The following is a 23619-nucleotide window of genomic DNA, read 5'->3' as shown; positions in this document are numbered from 1 at the left end:
GAGGTCGTACGGTCAATGAACTCCCGTCAGCGCCGTGGCGTCATCCTTCTCCTGGTCTCGCTCCTGTGCGCGGCCGGGGCCTTCGCCGGGGTCCTCTCGGTGATCCACGACGCCAACTCGAAGGTCGGCCCCGAGGTGACGGCATACCGGGTCAAGGACCGGATCGAGCCCTACAAGGAGCTGAAGAGCAGCCAGTTCGAGAAGACCTCGATGCCCAAGCGGTGGTTGCCGGACAACGCGGTCACCGACCTCTCCGCCATCCGCGGGATGATCGCCGTGACCCGGCTGCGGGCCGGTTCGCTGCTCCAGACCGACATGATCGTCAAGCGGCCCGAACTGCGGCCCGGGGAGCAGGAGATCGCCATCATGATCGACGCCGCCACCGGCGTCGCGGGCAAGATCAAACCGGGCTCCTCGGTCAATATCTTCGCCACCTTCGCCGCCGCCAAGCAGGGCGACACCCCCCAGTCGAAGATCATCGTCTCCGGCGCCCGGGTCCTCGACGTAGGCGAGCTGACCCCCCTCGACCCCGGCCGCGACGACCGCAACAAGACCACCGAGGCCGTGCCGATCACCTTCGCCCTGGGCACCCTCGACGCCCAGCGCGTCGCGTACGCGGAGTCGTTCGCCCAGCACGTGCGGCTCGCGCTGGTGGCGCCCGGCGGCGACTTGCCGGTCCCGCCCGGCGACCGTACGTACCGCCTCGAGAAGGACCAGTGAGGAACGGATGACCACCAGGATCCTCCCGGCCGTCCAGGACGCCGACGCCGCCCGGTCCGTCACCACCCTGCTCAGCCAGCTCCCGGACGCCGAACCCGCCGCGCCCGTCGCGGACTCCACCCAGCTCCTGGACACCCTCGCCCGGCTCGCCGGGGACTCCCTGGACGAGCTGCCCGAGGTCGTCCTGGTCCACGAGCGGATCGGTCCGGTGCCCGCGCTCGACCTGGTGCGCGAGGTCGCCCTGCGCTTCCCCGCCGTCGGCGTCGTCCTGATCACCTCGGACGCGGGCCCCGGCCTGTTCGCCGCCGCCATGGACTCCGGCGCGCGCGGCCTGGTCACCCTGCCGCTGCACTACGAGGAGCTGGTCAGCCGGGTGCAGGCGGCCGCCCAGTGGTCGGTCGGGGTGCGCCGCCACCTGGGCGGCGGGGGCGAGGCGGCCGGCGGCCCCGGCGGCACGGTCGTCACCGTCACCGGCGCCAAGGGCGGGGTCGGCGCCACCGTCACCGCGGTCCAGCTGGCGCTCGCGGCCCGGGCGTCGGGCCGCACCACGGCACTGGTCGACATGGACCTCCAGGCCGGTGACGTGGCCTCCTACCTCGACGTCCAGTTCCGCCGCTCCATCGCGGACCTCGCCGCCATCACCGACATCTCGCCCCGGGTCCTCCAGGACGCCCTGTTCACCCACGCCACCGGCGTCGGCCTGCTGCTGGCCCCGGGCGACGGCGAACGGGCCGAGGAGGTCACCGACCGCGCCGCCCGCCAGATCCTCTCCGCCCTGCGCCACCGCTACGAGGTGGTGATCGCGGACTGCGGCACCCAGATGAACGCCGCCAACGCCGCCGCCGTCGAGATGGCCGACACCGCCCTCCTCGTCACCACGCCGGACGTGGTCTCGGTCCGGGGCGCCAAGCGGATCGTCCGGATGTGGGACCGCCTCCAGATCCGCAAGGCCGAGGAGACCACCACCGTGGTCAACCGGCACTCCCGCGCCACCGAGATCCAGCCCCCGCTGGTCCAGAAGGTCACCGGCACCCGCATCACCCGCACCGCCGTCCCCGCCGCCTTCAAGGAGCTCCAGGCCGTCGTCGACGCCGGCCGGCTGCACGACCTGGACGCCAAGTCCACGGTCAAGCAGGCCCTGTGGACGCTGGCGGGCGAGCTGGGCCTGGTCAAGGGGGTGGGCCCGGCGCCCGAGAAGAGCGGCCGCGGCACCCTCGTCCTGCGGCGCCGGAGCCACGGATGAGGGGCATACGGACCCCGGCGGACCGGGACCGGGGCCAGGTCGTGGTCGAGTTCACCGGGATGGTGCCGATCATCCTGGTGACCCTCGCCGCGATCTGGCAGCTGGTGCTCACCGGCTACACGTACACCGTCGCCGGGCATGTGGCGGACGAGGGGGCGCGGGCCGGGGCGGCCAAGGGCGGCGGGTCCGGCGCCTGTGCGGCGGCGATGAACGCTGCGGCCCCGGACGGCTGGGACGTGGGGCCGGGCTGCGGCGGGGGCGGCGACCCCGACGTCTTCACGGCCACGGTCTCGATCAAGGTCCCGGTGCTCTTTCCGGGCGCGCTGTCGTTCCCGTTCACGGTGCACGGCCGGGCGGGGGCGGCGCGGGAGGAGACACCGTGAACGTACCGGGAACGGGTGTGGCGGGGGCGGGCGCCGGGTCGACGGGAGCGGGTGTGAGAGGGACGGGAGCGGGTGCGACGGAGGCGGGCGCGGGCCCGACGGGAGCAGATGTGGCGGGGGCGGGCGTGGAGCCGACGGGAGCGGGTGTCACCGGCGCGGGCGCGGGCCCGAGGCGAGCGGGGCGCCTGCGGCGCCTTCGCGCCGGGGGCCGCGACCGCGGCTCCGCCGCCGTGGAGTACCTCGGCTTCCTGCCGCTGCTGCTCCTGGTCGCGCTCGCCGGGGTCCAGCTGGGGCTCGCCGCGTACGCCGCCCAGCAGGCGGGCACGGCCGCCCGGGCCGCGGCCCGTACCGGCGCGCAGAGCGAGCGGTCCGCCGGCGCCGCCCAGGCGGGGAAGGCCGCCGTCAGCGACTGGGTCGGCAAGCGCGCCGACATCGGCGTGGCCGGCTGCCCCGGATCCACGGTGACCGCCACCGTCACCGTCTCCATCCCGTCCGTCTTCCCCGGCATCGGCGACTTCGGCCCGGTCCACAAGAGCGCCACCATGCCCTGCGACGACAGCGACTGACCGAGGAGGCTGCCCACATGAGCCTGCGGGCCCGTATCACCGCCCCCGAGGAGAACCGCGGCGGCGAGGGCGACGCGCACCTCGTCGCCGCCTACCGGGGCAAGCTCCTGGAGGAGATCGACCTCGCCGAGATGTCCTCGCTCGCCGCCGCCGAGCGCAGGGCGCGGCTCGAACGCGTCCTCGGCCACATCCTCAGCCGCGAGGGCCCGGTCCTCTCCACCGGCGAGCGGGCCCAGCTGATCCGCCGGGTCGTCGACGAGGCACTCGGCCTCGGCGTGCTGGAGCCGCTCCTGGAGGACGCGTCCGTCACCGAGATCATGGTCAACGGCCCCGACCAGATCTATGTGGAGCGCGGGGGGCGGGTCGAGCGGCTGCCGATGCGGTTCGCCTCGCACGAGCAGCTGATGCAGACCATCGAGCGGATCGTGTCGACCGTCAACCGCCGCGTCGACGAGTCCAACCCGATGGTCGACGCCCGGCTGCCGTCCGGTGAGCGCGTCAACGTGATCATCCCGCCGCTCTCGCTGACCGGCGCCACCCTCACCATCCGCCGCTTCCCGCGCTCCTTCACGCTCCCCGAGCTGATCGCCTTCGGCTCGCTCGACCAGCCGATGCTGATGCTGCTCGCCGGGCTGATCCAGGCGAAGTTCAACGTGATCGTCTCCGGCGCCACCGGCACCGGCAAGACGACCCTGCTCAACGCGCTCTCCGGGCTCATCCCCGAGCACGAGCGCATCATCACCATCGAGGACTCCGCCGAGCTCCAGCTCCAGCAGACCCATGTGATCCGGCTGGAGGCCCGCCCCGCCAACGTCGAGGGCAAGGGACATGTCTCCATCCGCGACCTGGTCCGCAACTCGCTGCGGATGCGCCCCGACCGGATCGTGGTCGGCGAGGTCCGCGGCGGCGAGTCCCTCGACATGCTCCAGGCGATGTCCACCGGCCACGACGGCTCGCTGGCCACCGTGCACGCCAACAGCGCCGAGGACGCCCTGATGCGGCTCCAGACGCTGGCCTCCATGTCCGAGATCAAGATCCCGTTCGAGGCGCTGCACGACCAGATCAACTCCGCCGTCGACGTCCTGGTCCAGCTCACCCGGCACGCCGACGGCTCCCGCCGGGTCACCGAGATCGCCCTGCTCGACTCCTACGGCCGCGACCCCTACCGGCTCGCCACCGTCGCCCGCTTCGACCCCCGCCCGATGGCCGCCGACGGGCGCGTCCACGGCGAGTTCCGCCACTTCCCGCTCCCGCGCCGCGTCGCCGAACGGCTCTACCTCGCGGGCCAGCCCGTCCCGCAGGCGTTCGGCATCGCCTCCTTCGACGAACAGCTCGCCACCCGAGAGGCCAGGTAGCACCGCCCATGTCCGCACTCACCCAGCTGACGACCGGGGTCGCGCTGCTCGCCTGCACGGCGGCGGTCGTCGGCGTGCACGTGTACGCGACCGGGCACGCCCAGCGCCGGGCCCTGGTCGAACGGCTCTCCACCGCCGGGGAGCCGGCGCCCACCGGCCGGCGGCGGCCGTTCGCCGGGGTGGACCGCAGGCTGCGCCGCACCGCCGTCGGCAGGCGCATCGAGCGCAAGCTCGCGGTGACCGGCCTGGACCTCACGCCCGGCGAGTTCTTCGTCTACGTCCTGGCCGCCGTCACCGGCCTGTGGGTGGTGGCGGCCTCCGTGCTCGCCTCCTTCTTCGGCCCGCTCGCGGCGCTGGCCGGGCTGTGGGCCGCCAACACCTTCCTGAACTGGCAGCGCACCCGGCGTACCGAGGCGTTCATCAACCAGCTCCCGGAGATCTCCCGGGTGATCGCCAACGCCACCCAGGCCGGACTCGCCCTGCGCACCGCGATCGCCATGGCGGCGGACGAGCTGGAGGCCCCGGCCGGCGACGAGCTGCGGGCCGTCGCCGACCAGCTCGCCGTCGGCCGCACCCTCGACGACGCACTCGGCGAGCTGGCCAAGCGGCTGCCCTCGCGCGAACTGGTCGTCCTGGTCTCGACGCTGATCCTCTCCAACCGGGCGGGCGGCGCCGTCGTCAACTCGCTGCGCAACCTCACCACCACCTTGGAGGAGCGCAAGGAGACCCGCCGCGAGGTGCGCACCCAGCTCTCCCAGGTGAACACCACGGCGTACGCGGTCCCGGCGATCGGGGTCGGTGCGATGCTGCTGGTCAACCAGATCGCGCCGGGCTCGCTGGCCAAGATGACCGGCACGTTCTGGGGCCAGGCAGCGGTCGTCGTGGCGCTCGGGCTGTACGCGCTGGGCTTCGTCGCGATCCGCCGCATCTCCAAGATCGACGTCTGAGGGGGCGGGCATGGAACTGATCCTGGGACTCATCGGCGGGCTCAGCGTCCTGGGCGCCTTCCAGGGCGTACGGATGTACCGCGCCGAGGCCAAGCTCCCCGGCGACCTGGCCCTCGCCCTGGAGGTCGGCGCCACCCGCACCACCCGCACCGGCGGCGCCATCGACCGCCTCGGCATCCGCTACGCCCCGCTGGTGCTGCGGCTGATGGGCCCCAAGCGCGTCAGCGAGAAGCGCCGCAGGATCGACATGGCGGGCAACCCCGGGGGCCTCACCATCGACCGGTACGCGGCGCGGCGCGCGGTGTACGGGGCGCTCGGCGCGGTCGGCGCCGTGGTCATGGTCTCCGGCGGCAATTACCTGCTGGCGCTGCTGATGGTCGCCTTCGCGTACTACTGGGTCGAGGTCGGCATCTGGGCCGCCGTGCGCCGCCGCCGCGACGACATCGAGCGCACCCTGCCGGACTTCCTCGACGTGCTCGCCGTGGTCGTCTCGGCGGGCCTGGGCTTCCGCCAGGCCCTGGAGCGGGTCGCGGAGAAGTACGAGGGCCCCTGGGCCGACGAGGTGCGCATCGCGCTGCGCCAGATGGACATGGGGGTCAGCCGCCGCCAGGCCTTCGACGACCTGCGCCGGCGCAACGACTCCGAGCAGGTCGCCATGTTCGTCACGGCGCTCCAGCAGGGCGAGGAGCTGGGCGCGCCGATCGTGGACACGCTGATAGCGATCGCCACCGACATGCGCCGCACCGACGCCCAGAACGCCCGCCGCAAGGCCGCCAAGGCGGTGCCCAAGGCGACGCTGATGGTCACCACGTTCATGGTGCCCGCCACCATGATCCTCATGGCGTCGGCGATGCTGCTCGGGTCCGAGGCGGACATCGGCTCGCTCACGGGGAAGTGAGGGGGCCACCATGGGCAAGCAGCCGCAGTCGCCGTCGTCGTCGCCGCAGGCGGGCGAGTCGGCCTCGTCCTCCCCCTCGCCCGAGTTCTCCCTCCAGCTCAATGCCCTTCAGGCGCTCTGCCGCCAGGTCTTCCTGTTCCGGCTGGCGATGACAGCGCTCGGCACGCCCTTCGCCCTCGCCAACTCGGCGCGCGGGATCGCCACGTGGCTGGTCTCCGGGGCGGTGCTGATCACCTTCATGGGCTCGTACGTCCTCTACCGCGACTGGGAGCGCTTCGGCCCGCTGCTGCTCCGCCACCCCTGGCTGCTCGGCGTGGACACGGCGTTCGGCGCGCTGCTGGTGTTCACCGCGACCCCCGACTCCCCGCTCGGCTATGTCGTCGTGTGCACCCCGCTGCTGGCGGGTCTGGTGTACGGGTGGCGGGGCGCGGGCGTCTTCGCCGGGCTCCAGTGCGTGGTCCTCGCGCTCGCCTACATGGCCCAGCACCGCCACCACCAGCCGATCGCCCCGGCCCTGCTGCTGCCCGGCTTCTGCGTGCTGGCGGGTGCGGCCGGGGTCGCGCTGCGGGGCCTGCTGCTGCGGTTCGGGAGGGCCTCGCGGGCGCTGACCGAGGCCCGGGCGAGGCTGGCGGTGGAGGAGGAACGGGCCCGGCTCGCCCGCGAGTTGCACGACTCCGTCGCCAAGACCCTGCACGGGGTGGCGCTCGCCGCCGAGGGCCTGGCCGCCTCGGCCGACCGCACCGACCCGGCGGCGGTCCGCCGGGGCGCGAAGTTGGTGGCCCGCTCGGCGCGGCGCGCCGCGGCCGAGTCCCGCGAGCTCCTCGCCGACCTGCGCCGCGAGCCCGGCCCGGACGGGGGAGTGGACGTCCTGGCGGAACTGGCCGCGCGGGTGCGGGACTTCGCCGACCGCGGCGAGCTGGGCGTGAGCTACCGCCCCCTCTCCCCCCACGACTGCCCGGCGCGGGTCCCGTACCCCGTCGCCCGCCAGCTCCTCACCATCGCCACCGAGGCCCTGGAGAACGCCCACCGCCACGCGGGCCCGGCGCGCGTGGACGTCTCGGCGGGCGTGGTCGGGGACGTGCTCCGCATCAGCGTGTACGACGACGGGCGCGGTCTGCCCCCCGGCACCACCCTCGACGGGCTGCGCCGGGCCGGCCACTTCGGCCTGGTCGGCATGGTCGAGCGCGCGGCGGACCTCGGCGCGCGCATCCGGATCGGCCGGGGCGCGGCGGCACGGGGCACGGAGGTCCGCCTCGACCTGCCGCTGGCGGCGCTGGAGAGGGGCGGGGTGTGACCCGGGTACTGGTGGCGGACGACAACCCGGTCGTACGGGCAGGGCTCATCGCGCTGCTCGACGGCCGCGGCGCCACCGTGGTCGTCGCCGAGGCGGCGGACGGCCGCGAGGCGTACGAGGCGGCCCTACTGCACCGGCCGGACGTGGTCCTGCTCGATGTGCGGATGCCCGGCGTGGACGGCCTCGCGGCACTGCCCCGCCTGGTGCGGGTGGCGCCGGTGATGATGCTGACGTACAGCGCCGAGCCCGGGACCGTACGCGAGGCGCTGCGGCTGGGCGCGCGCGGCTATCTGGTGCACGGCGAGTTCACGGTGGAACAACTGGTCGAGGCGGTACGGGAGGTGGGCGCGGGCGGCTCACACTTCTCGGCGACGGCGGCGCGGGCACCGCGTGCCACGGACGCGGGTTCCCCGGCCGCTCCTGCGGGTGTCGTGTCCCCGTCGATTTCATTAAATCCGAACGAAGAGGCTTCGCGGATGCAACCGGATGTGGGACAGTCGACAGCGGGACGCCGGAGGCAAACTCCGCTCTCGCGCAAGGGACTTGGGGTGCATCGGCTGAGCAGGAGGGAGGTGGAGGTGATGGAGCTGATCGCGGTGGGCATGAACAATCAGCAGATCGCCGCCGCCTGCTTCATCAGCGAGAAGACGGTGAAGAACCACATCAACCGGATCTTCGCGAAGCTACACAGCAACAGCCGCACCCAGGCGGTGGCGACGTGGCTGGGTACGCGGGTGGAGCGGGAGGTGGCGCGATGAACCGCCGTGCCTTCAAGCGCTTGTCCCCGCCCCGGAATTGGGCCCAGGGGCCCTGTGCCGGAACCGGAGGTCCCGGGTACGGTGCGGCTGTCGAGCGCGGCACCGCCGTAGACCCCGGAGGGGACCACCATGAACGACAAGCTCCTCAAGCCCGCGACCGCCGCAAGGATCCGGGTCCACGGCTGGCTGAACACCACGGCGACGGCGCTGCGGCGGCGGGGGGACCGGGGGCAGGGCGCGGTCGAGTACATGGGGATCATCATCGTGGTGGTGGCGATCATTCTGGTGCTTACGCAGACGAATTTCGGGACGACGATCGCCGGCAAGATCACGGCGGCCATCAACAAGATCAACCCCTGATCCCACCCGTCACCCGCCGCCTCACCGGCGACCGAGGGCAGGCTTTTCCCGTCTACATCACGGCGGTGGCGGGCCTGCTCTTCCTCGCGTTCGCGTACTTCGCGGTGGGCCAGGCGGCGATGAAGCGCAACGAGGCCCAGACGGCGGCGGACGCCGCAGCCCTGGCGGCGGCGCAGGACTTCCGGGACGAACTCAGGCACGGCCTGCTCGACTCCTTCGACCTCGTCCGCTGGCAGCAGCTCCTGGACGGCGACCGGGGTGGGCTGATCAGGCCCGATTCCTGCTCGGCGGCGTACGATCTCGCCTCGCGCAACGACGCCACCGCCGACGCCTGTGAGCTCCTTTTCTCGCCCGAGCCCACCTACAAGGTGTCCGTGCAGACCAACAGGACGGCGGGCCACTCGGTCGTCGCCGCCACGGAGAACCACAAGGGCGTGGCGAAGGCGGCCGCCGTGGTCGTGCCGCGCTGTCAGCTCAAGGAGGGGTCCGGGACCGGGCCCACCACCCTGCCCGCCGAGCCGGGGCCGGGCCCCGCCCCCGGCGAGTCCCCGGGGCCCGGCGGGCCGGGGGAGGAGCAAAAGGCGTACCGACTCGTGTGCGACGGCAAGCCGGACGTCGAGATCGACCCGGCCCACCTCGACCTCCTGCCGAAGGCGTCCGACCTGTTCTCCGTCCATCTGGCCGACAAATAAGCGTATGAAGTGCGCAGCGCGAAGGACCGAGGGGGCTTCACTCATGGACAAGGCCAAGAGCAGGGCGCGGAGAGGCACGGTGATCGCGGCGGCGGCCGCCACCTTGGCGCTCACCCTGACCGCCTGCGGCGGAGACGGCGGGGACAAGCCGAAGGCGGGCGACAAGGCCTCCACCCCCGCGACGGCGTCCGGCGGGAACAGCTCCCCGGCCGGTGGTCCGTCCACCCAGAGCACCGAGGTCCTCGCGACGATCAGCGGCACCGACGGCGTCGAGGTGGTGATCAACTCGGCCAAGCGGGACGCCGGAGGGTTCGTGACGGTGCAGGGCATCGTCAAGAACGGGTCCAAGAACCTCTTTTCCGCGCCCGGCTGGCAGGGCAGTGAGCAGGAGCTGAGGAGCAACGGCGCCTCCATGGCGGGCGCGGCACTTGTCGACAAGGCGGGCAAGAAGCGGTATCTGATCCTGCGCGACACGGACGGCCGCTGCCTGTGCTCGCAGTTCACCACGGGCATCCAGGCCGGCCAGGAAGCCCCCTTCTACACACAGTTCCCCGCACCCCCCGCCCCCGTCCAAGAAGTCGACTTCCAGCTCCCCACCATGCCCACCGCCACCATCAAGATCTCCGGCTGAGGCACCCCATGCAGGCCACCCAGGCACCACCCGTGACCCCGGCCCGTAAGCCTGTCCGGTCCGTCGTGTTCGTTGTCGCCGCGCTGCTGCTCGTCGGGGCCGGGGCGGGGCCGGTCGTCGCCGACGAGCCGAATCCCACCGCCGTGCCCGCCGCCGCCCCGCCCGTGAAGGTCGACGCCAACGCGCCGGGGCTGAAACTCTCCGACGGGGCGACGCTCGCCGCGCCGAGGGTGCTGGACATCAAGTCGGTCGTCGAGGACATGGGCGGTGAGGAGCGCCGCTCCGACACCAACGCCGACATCTCCTTCGCCCTCCAGGCCGAGGTCCTCTTCGGCAAGGACAGCGCCGCGCTCTCCGCCGAGGCGACCGGCCGTATCCAGGCCATCGCGGACGAGATCAAGAAGCAGAAGGCCACCAGCATCCGGGTGTTCGGGTTCACCGACAACCTCGGTACGCACGAGCACGGCGTCGTCCTGTCCAAGCAGCGCGCGGACGCCGTCCAGGGCGCGCTCGCGCAGGCGGTGGGCGGCGCGGTCACCTTCGACATCCGGGGGTACGCGGAGGACTACCCCATCGCGGACAACTCCTCGGAGGACGGCCGCCGCAAGAACCGCCGGGTCGAGGTGTCGTTCCCGCGCGGCGCCGCCCACTAGGCGGAGGGCGGGCCCGGCCGGCCGGGTGGAGGTGCGGTCGGCCGGGCCCCGTATGCGCGCGGGCCCCCGTCAACGTCCGTGGGAAGTGACGCTCCCGCGCACCACAGAGACTGCCAGCGGGAGCCGGCCGGGGACTTGGAAAAAAGCGCACGGGGGTGGGCTGTGGCCGGGAATCGACGGTATGACGCGAACGCGGCGGCGCCGGGGAACACTTGCGGCCGGTGCTGGTGCGAGGCGCACCGGCACCGGCCGGAAGGGTGAGACGAAGGTCGCGCTATGAGCTGGCGCCGCCGCTGCCGCCGCTGCCGTACGGCTTGGTGATCATCTCCATGGCGTGGCCCGACGGGTCGAGGAAGTAGACGCCGCGACCGCCGTCGTTGTGGTTGATCTCGTCGGGGTGCTTCATGTACGGATCGGCGAAGTACCGTACGCCCCACTGCTTGATCTTCTCGAAGCCGGAGTCGAACTCGTCCTCGGAGACGAGGAAGGCGTAGTGCTGCGGCACGATCTTGTCCGGGTCGCCGGTGGCGAAGTCCAGGGTGACGCCGTTGCCGGTCTCGACGGGGATGAACGGTCCCCACTCGTCGCCGACCCGCAGTCCCAGGATGTCCGCCAGGAACTCGGCGGAAGCCCGCTTGTCGCGGGAGTGGATGATGGTGTGATTCAACTCGACTGACACGGTGGAATGCCTCCAACAGGCATCTCACGGGCACCTCCACGCTCACCCGGCCGGTGACCAACGCGCGATGCCGTGCTCATGATCGTAGGCAGGGGCGGTCGGGGCGGACAAGGCGAGTTCCGGCATTACGTCACCTCGCCGTGCAGATGCACGCGCACCTGCACACCGGGCCGTACGCCCCAGCCGGCCATGGTCCCCGCCTCCGCCTCCAGGATGCGGCGGGCGCGCAGGCGGGGGGCGGTGAGGCGGTTCGGGGGGACGGTGTGGACGGCGATGACACGCAGCCGGCGGTCGAGGTAGGCGACGTCGAGGGGGAAGCGCATGCGGAAGGTGTGGACGGAGGCGGCGGGGGTGAGGAGGATGGCGCCGTGGAGGTGGTCGCGGCGGAGGAGTCCGCGGGTGCGGGCTCTGTAGGACGCGGCGACTTCGAGGGGTACGGGTGCGCCGCCCCCCACCTCCAACTCCCCGCACCCGTCGCGCCACGCCACCATGCGCCCAAGGTACAGACCCCCACACCACCGATGGCTACACCCCCGGCCCCCCGGCCAGGGCCTGCGGCCCCCGCACCCCCCTACGCGTTCGTCCGCGACCCGGTCCGCCCACCTGCACCCCGCTGCGCGTTCGTCTGCGACCCGGTGGCGGGCTGGTCGCGCAGTTCCCCGCGCCCCTAAAAGATCGGTGGCTGAGCCGAGTTCTCCAGCTACCCCGACCCCCTAGGGGCGCGGGGAACTGCGCGAGAAGCGACCACAACCCGCAGACGAACGGGGTTTCAGGGGCGCGAGGAACGGCGCGAGCAACCACCCACTCACCCGCAGACGAAGACCGGCCCGAACAGGGGCGCGGGGAACGGCGCGAGCAACCACCCACTCAGCCGCAGACAAAGACCGGGCACAACAAGGCGCGCGGGGAACTGTGCGAGCAGCCGTCCACCCGTCCGCAGGTGAACGCGCAGCGCCTGGGGCCGGGGCCCAGCCACCCCCCCCACCCCCCGGAGGGTTAAGGGAACGGGCGGGGTGGGGGGAAAATCACTCCCGTGTACCTCGCGCTGCTCGCCGCCGCCTACGGCGCCACCCTGGGCCACTTCGTACCCCGCGCCGCCTACCGCCTGGCCGTCCCGCAGGGCGACCCCCCGAGGGACGCCTGCCCCAGGGGGCACCCCCTCGAAGGGTGGCTGGGCCCCCCGCCGTGCGCGACGCGCGGAACCCGGTGGGCCGTGGCCACCGCCGTCGCCGCCGCCGGCCTCGCCCTCACCACCGGCCCCCGCCCCGAGCTCGCCGTCTGGCTGCTCCTGCTGCCCCCCGCCGCCCTCCTCGCCGCCGTCGACGCCCGGGTGCACCGGCTGCCGGACGTGCTCACCCTCCCCCTCGCCGCCGCGGCCGCCCTGCTGCTCGGCGCCGCCGCCCTCGCGCCGCACCCCGAGGGGTCCTGGCGCGACGCGCTGCTCGGTGGACTCGCCCTGGGCGGCGCGTACTTCGTGCTGTTCCTCGTCAACCCGGCGGGCCTCGGCTTCGGCGACGTCAAGCTCGCCGTGGGCCTCGGCGTGGCGCTCGGCTGGTACGGCTGGGGCATCCTCTTCACCGGCGCCTTCGCGGGGTTCGCGGCGGGCGGCGCGTACGGCCTCGGGCTGATCCTCGCGCGCCGCGCCGGCCGTCGCGCGGCCATCCCGTTCGGCCCCTTCATGATCGCCGGAAGCTACCTCGGCCTGCTCCTCGGCGGCCTCGCCGCGTAGCCGCCGGGTGGATATTGGGCCCCTTCCGCCGCACAAGACGCGTAGGGTCCGCAACATGGCGCAAACCATCCGTAACCACAACACCCGCACCTTCGAAGACCTGATCGACGAGGCGGCGGCCGCCCCCGTGGACGGCTGGGACTTCTCCTGGCTGGACGGACGGGCGACCGAGGAGCGCCCGTCCTGGGGGTACGCCCGTGCCATGGCCGCGCGCTGGGGCCGGGCCACGGCCGCCCTCGACGTGCAGACCGGCGGCGGCGAGGTCCTGGCGGCCGTGCCCCAGCTGCCGCCGCTCGCCGTCGCGACCGAGGGGTGGCCGCCGAACCTCGCCCGGGCGACCGCCCTGCTCCACCCGCGCGGCGTGGCGGTGGTCGCCGACGCCGACGAGCCGCCCCTGCCGTTCGCCGACGGCGCCTTCGACCTGGTGACCAGCCGGCACCCCGTCCAGACCTGGTGGACGGAGATCGCCCGGGTCCTGACCCCGGGCGGCAGCTACTTCTCCCAACAGGTCGGGCCCGCCAGTGTGTTCGAGCTGGTGGAGTACTTCCTGGGTCCGCAGTCCGCCGACGTCCGGGGCCGGCGCGACCCGGGCAAGGCCCGTGCCGAGGCCGAGGCCGCCGGGCTCCAGGTCTCCGACCTGCGCCAGGAGAAGCTGCGCACCGAGTTCCACGACATCGGCGCCGTCGTCTACTTCCTGCGCAAGGTGGTCTGGATGGTGCCGGGCTTCACGGTCGAGGAGCACCGGGACCGGCTGGCGGAGCTGGACGAGCAGATCCGTACCGACGGCCCCTTCGTCGCCCATACGACACGGTTCCTCATCGAGGCCAGGAAGCCCCTGCGGTCCTCCTGAGCGGCCTAGCATCCGACCATATGGAACGGATGCGGACAACCACCACAATCAGGGTAGTCAGTAGCGAAGCGCCCCCTCGGCGGTCCCTCGCCGCCGCGCTCTCCGGCTGGAAGGACACCCACGCCGGGCGGCCCGCCCTCCTCTGGTGGGGGTGGGCCGCCGCGCTCTTCCTGCTGTACGCGACCGTCGGCGCCCGCCGCCAGGCGCTGATCCGCACCACCGGCTACGACCTCGGCATCTTCGAGCAGGCCGTGAAGGCGTACGCCCAACTGCGCGCCCCCGTGAGCCCGTTGCGCGGCGAGGACTTCAACCTGCTCGGAGACCACTTCCACCCCGCGCTCGCCGTGCTCGCGCCGCTCTACCGGATCGCCCCCTCCCCGTACACCCTGCTCTTCGCCCAGGCGGCGCTGCTCGCCCTCGCCGTGGTGCCGCTGGCCCGCCGCGCCCGGCAGGCGCTGGGGCGGCGCGCCGCCCATGCGGTCGCCTTCGCGTACGGGCTGAGCTGGGGCATCGCCTCGGCCGTGGCGTTCGACTTCCACGAGGTGTGCTTCGCCGTGCCGCTCGTCTCCTTCGCCCTGGAGGCGCTGGCGCTGCGGCGCTGGGGCCTCGCGGTGGCCTGGGCGGCGCCGCTGCTGCTGGTCAAGGAGGACCTGGGGCTCACCCTCGCCGCGATCGGCGGGTACATCGCCTGGAAGGGGCGGCGCCGGCTGGGCCTGGTGACCGCCGCCGCGGGGCTGCTCGGCAGCGCCCTGGAGTTCAAGGTGCTGATGCCGTTCTTCAGCCCGGCCGGCACCTACGCCCACGCCGCCAACCTGGAACCCGCCCACGGCTCGCTGCTCGCCACCCTCGCCTTCGCGCCGCTGGACGCCGTACGCCCCGAGGTGAAGGCCACCACCCTGGTCCTCGTCTTCGCCCCGGCGGCCCTGATCGCCCTGCGCTCCCCGCTCGCCTGGATCGCGGTGCCCACGCTCGGCTGGCGGATGCTCTCCCAGAACCCCTTCCACTGGGGCACCTCGTTCCACTACACGGCGGTGCTCATGCCGGTCGTGCTGGCCGCCATGACCGACGCCCTCGCCCCCTACCGGCGCTCCGGCGATGCGCTCGGCCGCCGCCATGTGCGCGCCTCGCTGGCCACCGTCACCGCCGTCACCCTCGTCCTGATCCCGTCGTTCCCGCTCGCCCAGCTCGTCCACCGCTCCACCTGGCGCACCACCGCGCACATCGCCGCCGCCCGCGACCTGCTGGCCCGCATCCCCGACGGCGCCACCGTCGCCGCCTCCAACCGGCTGGCGCCACAGCTGACTTCGCGTACCGACGTGGTGCTCTTCCCGACCTACCCGGTGCACTGGCGGCTGTACGACACGGGCGCGCAGGTGCCCCCGCCGAGCGCCCAGTGGATCGTGTACGACCGGGTGCCCGCCGAGTCCTGGCCGTACCCGCCGGGCTACTGGCCCTACCCGAAGGAGCGTCAGGAGGCCGAGCTGGTCAAGGCCGAGCAGGCCTACGGATACCGGATCGTCGCCCAGCGGGACGGAATCACCCTGCTCAGACGTTGAGCCCAGGGACGTACATCAGGGAAGAGGGAGAGGGGCCACGGCCATGGGCAGGCACACCAGGGGCGACATCAGCTACAACTGCGGGCTCGACGCGGCGGTCGACGTGGTCGGCGGGAAGTGGAAACCGCTGATCCTGTGGGCGCTGCACGACGGCACCTACCGCTTCGGCGAGCTCAGGCGCCAGGTCGACGGCGTCACGGAGAAGGTCCTCGTGCAGCAGCTGCGCGAGCTGGAGGCGGACGGGATCGTGCACCGCGAGGTCTACGGGGAGGTGCCGCCCCGGGTGGAGTACTCACTGACCCCGCGCGGCCAGGCGCTCAACACGGCACTCACCCCCCTGGGTGAGTGGGGCGCGGCACACATGGAGTGGATCCTGGACGTGAAGTCGGCCGCGCGGGGTGCGGCCTGAGCCGGTGCGCACCGCGCTGACCTGCACGGTCAAAGAGGCGTTCCGCCGCCGGGTCACCCTTGTGGGGGTAGCCCCCACGGTGGCCGCGCGGTGCCCGGCCGGTTTCGGAGCGTAGTTTCGGCACGCCGTGGCACCCAGCATCACTTACGAAGGGTTATGGTGGAAACCCCCCCTCGGGCCGGTCCGTATCCCCCCCACGGACCGGCCCGTTTTTTTGGGGCGGCCGTCCGGCGGCGGCTTCCTGTGGATCCGCTGTCAGTTGGCGCTTGCCCCAGTGATCAGCCGCGCCCGGCCCAGATGTTGGTGCCCGCCGTGTCCACCGCGAAGGTGTCGATCTCCTTCAACTCCTCGGCCGTCAGCGGCGGCCCGGCGAGCGCGGCCACGTTCTCCTCCAGCTGCTTCACGCTGGACGCGCCGATCAGCGCCGAGGTCATCCGCGGGTCGCGCAGCACCCACGAGATCGCCAGCTGGGCGAGCGACTGGCCGCGCCCGGCCGCGATGCCGTTCAGCCCGTTCAGCCGCCGGGTCACCTCGTCGCTGAGCAGGTTCGGGTCGAGCGACTTGCCCTGGGTGGCCCGCGAGCCCTCCGGGATGCCCTTCAGGTACTTGTCGGTGAGCAGCCCCTGCGCCAGCGGCACGAAGGAGATGCACCCCATCCCCGCCTCTTCCAGGGTGTCGAGCAGCCCGTCGTCCTCGGTCCAACGGTTGATCATCGAGTACGACGGCTGGTGGATGAGCGCCGGGACACCCATCTCCCTGAGGATCCGCGCCGCCTCGGCGGTCTGCTCGCTGGTGTACGAGGACACGCCCACGTACAGCGCCTTGCCCTGCTGGACGGCGGACGCCAGCGCGCCCATCGTCTCCTCCAGCGGGGTCTCCGGGTCGAAGCGGTGCGAGTAGAAGATGTCGACGTGGTCGAGGCCCATCCGGTTCAGGGAGGCGTCGAGCGAGGACAGCAGGTACTTGCGCGAGCCCCACTCCCCGTACGGCCCCGGGTGCATCAGATAGCCGGCCTTGGTCGAGATGATCAGCTCGTCCCGGTACGCCCGGAAGTCCTGGCCGAAGATCTTCCCGAAGTTGAGCTCGGCGGAGCCGGGCGGCGGGCCGTAGTTGTTGGCCAGGTCGAAGTGGGTGACGCCGAGGTCGAAGGCGCGGCGCAGGATCGCGCGCTGGGAGTCGAGGGAGCGGTCGTCGCCGAAGTTGTGCCACAGGCCCAGCGAGAGCGCGGGGAGCTTGAGGCCGCTGCGGCCGGTGCGCCGGTACTCCATGGAGTCGTAGCGGCTGTCGGCGGCGAGATAGTGGAGGGGGAGGGATTCAGTCACGTTTCCCTGCTTATCACGGACTTGTGACAGGCCGAGTTGGGCCGCTGTGACCCGTCCGCAGTACTGTGCCTTCCTTGGGGGTGCCCTCAGGCCGCGCAGGCACTGGGGTTGGGCCGTATGCGGTGCTGCGGCGGCTCCCGGAAGCAACGAGAGGGTGGAATCGGTGAACTTGCGCGACCTGGTGTACGGGCTCTACGCACGCCGGGTGGAAGGTCGCCTCGACCACGACCAGGCGCCCAAGCACATCGGCGTCATCCTGGACGGGAACAGGCGCTGGGCCAAGGCCTCCGGCGGCAGCCCCGAGCAGGGGCACCAGGCCGGCGCCAGCAAGATCCACGAACTGCTCGGCTGGTGCGCGGAGACGGACGTCGAGGTCGTCACGCTGTGGATGCTGTCCACGGACAACCTCGACCGGCCCGACAACGAGCTGGTCCCGCTGCTCGGCATCATCGAGGGCGTGGTGCGCGACCTGGCGGCGGACGGGCGCTGGCGCGTCCACCACGTCGGCCAGATGGACCTGCTGCCCGGCCGCACCCAGTCGGTGCTCAAGGAGGCCGAGCAGGCCACCCACGACGTCGGCGGGATACTCGTCAACGTCGCCGTGGGCTACGGCGGCCGCCAGGAGATCGCGGACGCGGTCCGCTCGCTGCTGCTGGACGCCGCCGCCAAGGGCACCAGCTTCGAGGAGCTGGCCGAGACCGTCGACATCGACAGCATCTCCGAGCACCTCTACACCCGCGGCCAGCCCGACCCGGACCTGGTGATCCGCACCAGCGGCGAGCAGCGGCTGTCCGGATTCATGCTGTGGCAGTCGGCCCACTCCGAGTACTACTTCTGCGAAGTGTTCTGGCCCGCGTTCCGCAAGGTGGACTTCCTGCGCGCGCTGCGCGACTACGCGGCGCGCCACCGGCGCTACGGCACCTGATCCGTCCGCTGTGCCCCAGTACGTCACGATCCGTCCCGGCGGGTCCTGACCGGGAGTCAATCCCTTTGGTCCCCACCAAGCGCATATGCCTGTGCATGGCCGCGCTTGTTCGAGGGAATACCCCCTCCAGTTGAACGGCCAGAAGTGGCCGCTCACCCGGGAGGCCCTTTGCACCAGGACGCGCGTGCACTGTGCACGTACGGAGCGGAGGGCCGGTGCTCGGCCCGCGCAGCGTGGCCACAGCCCGGCCCCCACCCCCGCGACGCCGTCGCACCCCGACCTCTTCCGAGGGGGTACGTCCTTCCGTGGTGACCAGCACAAAGCGCCGCATGCCCGACCGGCGCACCTACGTCCTCGACACCAGCGTCCTGCTGGCCGACCCCAACGCCATGACCCGGTTCGACGAGCACGAAGTGGTGCTCCCGATCGTCGTGGTCACGGAACTGGAGGCGAAGAGGCACCATCCGGAACTCGGCTACTTCGCACGTCAGGCCCTGCGCCTGCTCGACGACTTCCGGGTCCGGTACGGCCGCCTCGACGCCCCCATCCCGCTGGGCGACCTCGGCGGCACGCTCCGCGTCGAGCTCAACCATTCCGATCCCGGCGTGCTGCCCGCCGGCTACAGGCTGGGGGACAACGACTCACGGATCCTCGCCGTCGCCCGCAACCTCCAGGCCGAGGGGTACGACGTCACGGTCGTCTCCAAGGACCTGCCGCTGCGGATCAAGGCGTCGTCGGTAGGCCTGCTCGCCGAGGAGTACCGGGCGGAACTGGCCATCACCGACTCGGGCTTCACCGGGATGTCCGAACTGTCGCTCTCGGGCGAACAGGTGGACCTTCTGTACGAGGAGGAGACGCTGTACGTGCCGGAGGCCGCGGACCTGCCGGTGCACAACGGCCTGGTGCTGCAGTCCGAGCGCGGCAAGGCGCTCGGCCGCGTCACGGCCGACGGCAACGTCAGGCTGGTGCGCGGCGACCGGGAGGCGTTCGGTCTGCGCGGCCGCAGCGCCGAGCAGCGCATCGCGCTCGACCTGCTGCTCGACCCGGACGTGGGCATCGTGTCGATGGGCGGCCGGGCCGGCACCGGCAAGTCCGCGCTGGCCCTCTGCGCGGGTCTGGAGGCGGTGCTGGAACGCCGCCAGCACAAGAAGGTGATGGTCTTCCGCCCGCTGTACGCGGTGGGCGGGCAGGAGCTCGGCTATCTGCCCGGCTCCGAGGCCGAGAAGATGGGCCCCTGGGCGCAGGCGGTCTTCGACACGCTCTCGGCGGTCACCACCCGCGAGGTGATCGAGGAGGTGACCTCACGCGGGATGCTGGAGGTCCTGCCGCTCACCCACATCCGCGGCCGCTCGCTGCACGACGCGTTCGTGATCGTGGACGAGGCCCAGTCGCTCGAACGGAACGTCCTGCTGACCGTGTTGTCCCGGATCGGGGCGAACTCGCGGGTGGTGCTCACCCATGACGTGGCCCAGCGGGACAACCTCCGGGTCGGCCGGTACGACGGAGTGGTCGCCGTCGTCGAGAAGCTGAAGGGCCATCCGCTCTTCGCGCACGTCACCCTCACCCGCTCCGAGCGGTCGCAGATCGCCGCACTGGTGACCGAAATGCTGGAGGACGGCCAGATCTGATCCTGTACGCCCGAATTGGCGCCGCCCGGGAAGCCGTTGAGCTTAGCCGGGCGGCGCTTCTTTGTGGGGCGGATCCGGCAAAACCCCTGGGGCGCAGGGGGTGTGAGGTTTCACACGCAACGGGGAATTGCCTTGCGGCCTCGCTCTCCGGCAGAGTCTTGGATCCGTCAGGCCCCGCATACGGCACACCTGTACCTCGTAACTCAATAGCGTCGCCGTATGCCGCCCGAGCACCACGCGGCGCTCCCGTCAGGGAGTTGCCCACCGGGTCAGTTCCTCCCGTGACCTGAGCAGTTGGGAGGAGAGAGCCAGGGGCACGATTGCGTCCGTGAGGTCACCAGTGCGGGCGCTGCTGGAAGGAAACCGTGTGAGCCGGATCTCGGTCCGGGGATTCGCGGTGGCATCTGCCACTGCGGTCACCACCGTCGGTGCCGTCGTCGGCGTTGCCTCGGGCGCGCCGCAGACCTCGAACGACAACAACGTCGAGGCGACCGCCGCCGACACGACGCTTCTCGCGGACATACCCGCGGGCCAGCAGGCCCAGGTGCAGACCGCGTCCCTGACGCAGCAGGCGGACGCCCAGTCGGCCCAGGCCAGCGCCGCGGCGAAGAAGTCCGCCGAGGAGGCCGCCCGCCTCCAGGCCGCCAAGGACGCCAAGTCCAAGAAGGAGTCGGCCGAGGAGAAGGCGAAGGAGCGCGAGCAGGAGCAGATCGCCAGCCGCTCCGCCACCCGCGACCCCGCGTCGTTCCCGGTCCAGGGCTCGTACACGGTCGAGCAGGTCAAGGCCATCGCACGGCAGATCGTGCCGGCCGACCAGTTCCAGTGCTTCAGCAACATCGTGAACCACGAGTCGACGTGGAACTACCAGGCGGTCAACGCCGGTTCCGGCGCGTACGGCCTGGTCCAGGCGCTTCCGGGGTCCAAGATGTCCTCCGCGGGTGCCGACTGGCGGAGCAACCCCGCCACCCAGATCAAGTGGGGCCTGAACTACATGAACGACCGCTACCACAGCCCCTGTGGCGCGTGGTCGTTCTGGCAGGCCAACAGCTGGTACTAGATCCGCGACTTTCCCACGCGGCTCAACCTTTCGAAGCCCCTCACCGTCCTTCGGTGAGGGGCTTTGCCCGTGTACGGTCGGAGGCGACGACTCCGGGTGTGGGGGGAGTGGTGGGGACGCTCAGCGGGGGAAAGGGAAACGGCAGCATCATGTCGAAAGTGCCGGGGCTGCTCGGGGCGCTGGGCGCCGGTCTGACCCGTATGGGCCAGCGGCTGGACGAACGCCGGCTGGAGACGGAGGCGCGCTCGGCCGAGGAGGCGGGGCTGGACGGCTCGACGCCGACCGCCGACCGTGTCCGGAGCGCCGACCGTGTCCGCAGTGACGATTCACCGGCCCCGGTACGGGGCGCGACGGTGACTGCGGATCCCCCGTCCGCCCAGGACGAGGCACCGGCTGCCGATTCCGCCGGGTCCGCCGGGTCCGCCGGGACGACGGCCGTGCCCGAGCAGGTCCCCGCGCCGCCCGCCTACGCCCCCGCCGTGGCCGCGCGGCCCGATCCCGTGGCCGCCGTGCCGTGGGGGATGCGGGTCGCGGCCGAGATCGGCTGGCGCCTGCTGGTGCTCGCCGGCACGCTCTGGGTGCTGATGCGGGTCATCAGCGCGGTACGGCTGGTCGTCCTCGCGTTCGTGGCCGCGCTGTTCATCACCGCGCTGCTCCAGCCGACCGTCTCCCGCCTCAAGCGGATGGGGCTGCCCAGGGGCCTGGCCACCGCCGTGACCACGATCTCCGGCTTCATCGTGATGGGCCTGATCGGCTGGTTCGTGGTCTGGCAGGTCATGGACAACCTGGACACGCTCTCCGAAAAGGTCAGAGCGGGCATCGACGAGCTCAAACGCTGGCTCCTCAACAGCCCCTTCCATGTCACCGAGGACCAGATCAACCAGGTCGCCAAGAACCTCAGCGACACGATCGGCCACAACACCAACGAGATAACGTCGGCGGGCCTCCAGGGCGTGACCGTCCTGGTCGAGGTGCTCACCGGCATCCTGCTCGCGATGTTCTCGACGCTCTTCCTCCTCTACGACGGGAAGAACATCTGGCACTGGGTGCTGCGGCTGGTCCCGGAGCAGGCCCGGCCGGCGATGGCGGGGGCGGGGCCGCGCGCCTGGCGCACGCTCACCGCGTATGTGCGGGGCACGGTGATAGTGGCCCTGATCGACGCGATCTTCATCGGCCTCGGCATCTACTTCCTGCACGTGCCGATGGCCGTACCGCTGTCCGTCTTCATCTTCCTGTTCGCCTTCATCCCGCTGGTGGGCGCGGTGATCTCCGGGGCGCTGGCGGTGGTGGTGGCGCTGGTCACCGAGGGCGTGTTCACGGCGGTGATGGTGCTGGTGGTGGTGCTGCTCGTGCAGCAGATAGAGGGCCATGTCCTCCAGCCCTTCATCCTGGGCCGCGCGGTCCGCGTCCACCCGCTCGCGGTGGTCCTCTCGGTCGCGGCGGGCGGCCTGATCGGCGGCATCGGCGGCTCGGTGGTCGCGGTTCCGCTGGTCGCCGTGACGAACACGGTGGTGGGGTATCTGCGGGCCACGGCGAAGGAGAACGCGCTGCGGAGTGCGCAGGCGCCGGAGCAGTAGTTTCGTCTGCGGGCCGTCTGTGGCTGGTCGCGCAGTTCCCCGCGCCCCTGGGTATCCCGCCGCACCGTACGTACGAAGGCCCCCGCCGAGAGGATCGGCAGGGGCCTTCACACGTACAGCGCTATGTGGTGCGGCTTTTCAGGGGCGCGGGGAACTGCGCGACCAGCCACAGACCACCCGCACCGTACCTACTCGGCCAGTACGGACTCCGCGTCGAGCGTGACGCCCACCGCCTGGACGACGGAGGCGATCTTGAACGCCTCCTGGATCGTCTCGCGGGAGACGCCCGCCTTGCGCAGCACCTGCTCGTGCGAGTCCAGGCACTGCCCGCAGCCGTTGACCGCGGAGACGGCCAGCGACCACAGCTCGAAGTCGACCTTCTCCACGCCCGGGTTGCCGATGACGTTCATCCGCAGACCGGCCCGCAGCGTGCCGTACTCCGGGTCGGAGAGCAGGTGGCGCGTGCGGTAGAAGACGTTGTTCATCGCCATGACCGCCGCGGCGGCCTTGGCGGCGGTGTACGCCTCCGGCGACAGGTTGGCCTTGGCCTCGGGCTCCAGCTCGCGCAGGACCTTCGGCGAGCGCGAGGCGATCGCGCAGGCCAGGACCGTGCCCCAGAGCTGCTGGGCGGGGAGCTCGCTGTTGCCGATGACCGAGCCGAGGTTCAGCTTGAGGTCCTTGGCGTAGTCCGGCAGGGCGGACTTGAGTGCGTCGAGAGCCATGTCAGTTCAGCTCCCGCTCACTCGCCCGAGAGGAGCGCGACCGGGTCCAGGGTCTCGTCGCCCTTGGACCAGTTGCACGGGCACAGCTCGTCGGTCTGCAGGGCGTCGAGGACCCGCAGGACCTCCTTGGGGTTACGGCCGACGGAACCGGCGGTCACCATGGAGAACTGGATCTCGTTGTTCTGGTCGACGATGAAGACGGCACGCTTGGCGAAGCCGTCCTCGCCCTCGATGCCGAGGTCGCGCATGAGCTCGTGCTTCGAGTCGGCCATCATCGGGAAGGGCAGGTCACGCAGGTCGGCGTGGTCCTTGCGCCAGGCGTGGTGGACGAACTCGGAGTCGCCGGAGAAGCCGAGGACCTGGGCGTCACGGTCGGCGAACTCCTCGTTCAGCTTGCCGAACGCGGCGATCTCGGTCGGGCACACGAAGGTGAAGTCCTTGGGCCACGCGAAGACCACCAACCAACCCTTCTCGTCCCGGTTACGCTTCAGCCACTCTGCGTCAATCTGCTCAAACTCCTTGCCCGGCTCCAGCGAGACGCAGGCAGTCAGGTCGAACTCGGGGAACTGGTCACCGACGTTGAGCATTGCACTCCTTGTTGCGCCGTATGCCCGTTCTAGGGCATACGTGAGGGGTTGGACTGACATCCACCCTGTCACAAGGGG

General features: G+C 71.8%; 26 protein-coding genes. 21 read left to right on the top strand and 5 right to left on the bottom strand.

The window, feature by feature from the left end; all coding sequences use genetic code 11:
* The first annotated feature begins 15 nt into the window (after nt 1-15).
* The 13 genes from cpaB (at nt 16) to ABD236_RS02575 (ending at nt 10500) form a co-directional block, all read left to right on the top strand.
* Nucleotides 16-720: a Flp pilus assembly protein CpaB gene (cpaB, locus tag ABD236_RS02635; RefSeq protein WP_344069527.1), complete on the top strand. Its 705-nt coding sequence runs from the start codon at nt 16-18 to the stop codon at nt 718-720.
* A gap of 7 nt (nt 721-727) precedes the next feature.
* Nucleotides 728-1963, top strand: a complete 1236-nt coding sequence (locus ABD236_RS02630) for a CpaE/TadZ family protein (RefSeq protein WP_344069524.1) — start codon at nt 728-730, stop codon at nt 1961-1963.
* The gene (locus ABD236_RS02625; RefSeq protein ID WP_344069521.1) at nt 1960-2346 is read left to right on the top strand and encodes a TadE/TadG family type IV pilus assembly protein; all 387 of its coding nucleotides are present in this window, start codon (nt 1960-1962) and stop codon (nt 2344-2346) included. The genes ABD236_RS02630 and ABD236_RS02625 overlap by 4 nt, the downstream gene beginning before the upstream one ends.
* The gene (locus tag ABD236_RS02620; protein ID WP_344069518.1) at nt 2343-2912 is read left to right on the top strand and encodes a TadE/TadG family type IV pilus assembly protein; all 570 of its coding nucleotides are present in this window, start codon (nt 2343-2345) and stop codon (nt 2910-2912) included. Before ABD236_RS02625 ends, ABD236_RS02620 begins: the two co-directional genes overlap by 4 nt.
* 17 nt (nt 2913-2929) lie before the next feature.
* Nucleotides 2930-4267 (top strand): TadA family conjugal transfer-associated ATPase, encoded by a 1338-nt coding sequence (locus tag ABD236_RS02615; RefSeq protein WP_344069515.1) that lies wholly within the window; start codon nt 2930-2932, stop codon nt 4265-4267.
* Between the two features lie 8 nt (nt 4268-4275).
* Nucleotides 4276-5214: a type II secretion system F family protein gene (locus ABD236_RS02610; protein ID WP_344069512.1), complete on the top strand. Its 939-nt coding sequence runs from the start codon at nt 4276-4278 to the stop codon at nt 5212-5214.
* A gap of 10 nt (nt 5215-5224) precedes the next feature.
* The gene (locus ABD236_RS02605; protein WP_067163528.1) at nt 5225-6112 is read left to right on the top strand and encodes a DUF5936 domain-containing protein; all 888 of its coding nucleotides are present in this window, start codon (nt 5225-5227) and stop codon (nt 6110-6112) included.
* Between the two features lie 10 nt (nt 6113-6122).
* Nucleotides 6123-7406: a sensor histidine kinase gene (locus ABD236_RS02600; RefSeq protein ID WP_344069506.1), complete on the top strand. Its 1284-nt coding sequence runs from the start codon at nt 6123-6125 to the stop codon at nt 7404-7406.
* Complete coding sequence (locus ABD236_RS02595) at nt 7403-8164, top strand: response regulator (RefSeq protein ID WP_344069503.1); 762 nt, start codon at nt 7403-7405, stop codon at nt 8162-8164. Before ABD236_RS02600 ends, ABD236_RS02595 begins: the two co-directional genes overlap by 4 nt.
* A 129-nt stretch (nt 8165-8293) precedes the next feature.
* A complete protein-coding gene (locus tag ABD236_RS02590; protein WP_067163534.1) occupies nt 8294-8524 on the top strand; it encodes a hypothetical protein in 231 nt (76 codons plus the stop codon).
* Nucleotides 8525-8589: 65 nt separating this feature from the next.
* Nucleotides 8590-9216 (top strand): pilus assembly protein TadG-related protein, encoded by a 627-nt coding sequence (locus ABD236_RS02585; RefSeq protein ID WP_344069498.1) that lies wholly within the window; start codon nt 8590-8592, stop codon nt 9214-9216.
* Between the two features lie 43 nt (nt 9217-9259).
* Nucleotides 9260-9847: a hypothetical protein gene (locus ABD236_RS02580; protein ID WP_344069495.1), complete on the top strand. Its 588-nt coding sequence runs from the start codon at nt 9260-9262 to the stop codon at nt 9845-9847.
* Nucleotides 9848-9855: 8 nt separating this feature from the next.
* Nucleotides 9856-10500 (top strand): OmpA family protein, encoded by a 645-nt coding sequence (locus ABD236_RS02575; protein ID WP_425543804.1) that lies wholly within the window; start codon nt 9856-9858, stop codon nt 10498-10500.
* A 274-nt stretch (nt 10501-10774) separates the two neighbouring features.
* Here the strand turns inward: ABD236_RS02575 and ABD236_RS02570 are convergent, their stop codons facing one another.
* Both ABD236_RS02570 and ABD236_RS02565 read right to left on the bottom strand, forming a co-directional pair.
* Nucleotides 10775-11179, bottom strand: coding sequence for a VOC family protein (locus tag ABD236_RS02570; protein ID WP_344069489.1), 405 nt, complete (start codon nt 11177-11179; stop codon nt 10775-10777).
* A 125-nt stretch (nt 11180-11304) separates the two neighbouring features.
* Entirely contained in the window at nt 11305-11670 is a 366-nt protein-coding gene (locus tag ABD236_RS02565; RefSeq protein WP_344069486.1) for a DUF192 domain-containing protein, read from the bottom strand.
* A 542-nt stretch (nt 11671-12212) separates the two neighbouring features.
* On the opposite strand from ABD236_RS02565, the gene ABD236_RS02560 reads away from it, so the two are divergent.
* The 4 genes from ABD236_RS02560 to ABD236_RS02545 are packed head-to-tail and all read left to right on the top strand — an operon-like array spanning nt 12213 to nt 15723.
* Complete coding sequence (locus tag ABD236_RS02560; protein WP_344069483.1) at nt 12213-12908, top strand: prepilin peptidase; 696 nt, start codon at nt 12213-12215, stop codon at nt 12906-12908.
* Nucleotides 12909-12963: 55 nt separating this feature from the next.
* Nucleotides 12964-13758: a class I SAM-dependent methyltransferase gene (locus ABD236_RS02555; protein WP_344069480.1), complete on the top strand. Its 795-nt coding sequence runs from the start codon at nt 12964-12966 to the stop codon at nt 13756-13758.
* A 20-nt stretch (nt 13759-13778) separates the two neighbouring features.
* A complete protein-coding gene (locus tag ABD236_RS02550; protein ID WP_344069477.1) occupies nt 13779-15314 on the top strand; it encodes a DUF2079 domain-containing protein in 1536 nt (511 codons plus the stop codon).
* 43 nt (nt 15315-15357) lie between these two features.
* Nucleotides 15358-15723, top strand: a complete 366-nt coding sequence (locus tag ABD236_RS02545; protein ID WP_344069474.1) for a winged helix-turn-helix transcriptional regulator — start codon at nt 15358-15360, stop codon at nt 15721-15723.
* 278 nt (nt 15724-16001) lie between these two features.
* On the opposite strand, the gene mgrA is transcribed toward ABD236_RS02545, so the two are convergent.
* Nucleotides 16002-17045: an L-glyceraldehyde 3-phosphate reductase gene (mgrA, locus tag ABD236_RS02540; RefSeq protein ID WP_344069471.1), complete on the bottom strand. Its 1044-nt coding sequence runs from the start codon at nt 17043-17045 to the stop codon at nt 16002-16004.
* A 163-nt stretch (nt 17046-17208) separates the two neighbouring features.
* On the opposite strand from mgrA, the gene ABD236_RS02535 reads away from it, so the two are divergent.
* The 4 genes from ABD236_RS02535 to ABD236_RS02520 all read left to right on the top strand — a co-directional run bounded on the left by ABD236_RS02535 (nt 17209) and on the right by ABD236_RS02520 (nt 22232).
* On the top strand, nt 17209-17970 hold the full coding sequence (locus ABD236_RS02535) for an isoprenyl transferase (RefSeq protein WP_344069469.1): 762 nt from the start codon (nt 17209-17211) through the stop codon (nt 17968-17970).
* A 305-nt stretch (nt 17971-18275) separates the two neighbouring features.
* Nucleotides 18276-19598 carry an RNA 5'-3' helicase PhoH2 gene (phoH2, locus tag ABD236_RS02530; RefSeq protein WP_344069467.1) on the top strand — a complete coding sequence of 441 codons (1323 nt, stop codon included), beginning with the start codon at nt 18276-18278 and terminating at the stop codon, nt 19596-19598.
* Between the two features lie 367 nt (nt 19599-19965).
* On the top strand, nt 19966-20655 hold the full coding sequence (locus tag ABD236_RS02525; protein ID WP_344069465.1) for an aggregation-promoting factor C-terminal-like domain-containing protein: 690 nt from the start codon (nt 19966-19968) through the stop codon (nt 20653-20655).
* 149 nt (nt 20656-20804) lie between these two features.
* The gene (locus tag ABD236_RS02520) at nt 20805-22232 is read left to right on the top strand and encodes an AI-2E family transporter (RefSeq protein WP_344069462.1); all 1428 of its coding nucleotides are present in this window, start codon (nt 20805-20807) and stop codon (nt 22230-22232) included.
* 188 nt (nt 22233-22420) lie between these two features.
* Here ABD236_RS02520 and ABD236_RS02515 read toward each other — a convergent pair whose 3' ends face one another.
* Together ABD236_RS02515 and ABD236_RS02510 are read right to left on the bottom strand one after the other, a co-directional pair.
* Nucleotides 22421-22954: an alkyl hydroperoxide reductase gene (locus tag ABD236_RS02515; RefSeq protein WP_344069459.1), complete on the bottom strand. Its 534-nt coding sequence runs from the start codon at nt 22952-22954 to the stop codon at nt 22421-22423.
* A 17-nt stretch (nt 22955-22971) separates the two neighbouring features.
* Nucleotides 22972-23541 carry a peroxiredoxin gene (locus tag ABD236_RS02510; RefSeq protein ID WP_344069456.1) on the bottom strand — a complete coding sequence of 190 codons (570 nt, stop codon included), beginning with the start codon at nt 23539-23541 and terminating at the stop codon, nt 22972-22974.
* Between the last annotated feature and the right edge of the window lie 78 nt (nt 23542-23619).

The organism is Streptomyces crystallinus (assembly GCF_039521265.1).
Lineage (GTDB): Bacteria > Actinomycetota > Actinomycetes > Streptomycetales > Streptomycetaceae > Streptomyces > Streptomyces crystallinus.
The sequence above is the reverse complement of the archived record's forward strand: the minus strand, read 5'-3'. Positions and strand labels throughout refer to the sequence as shown.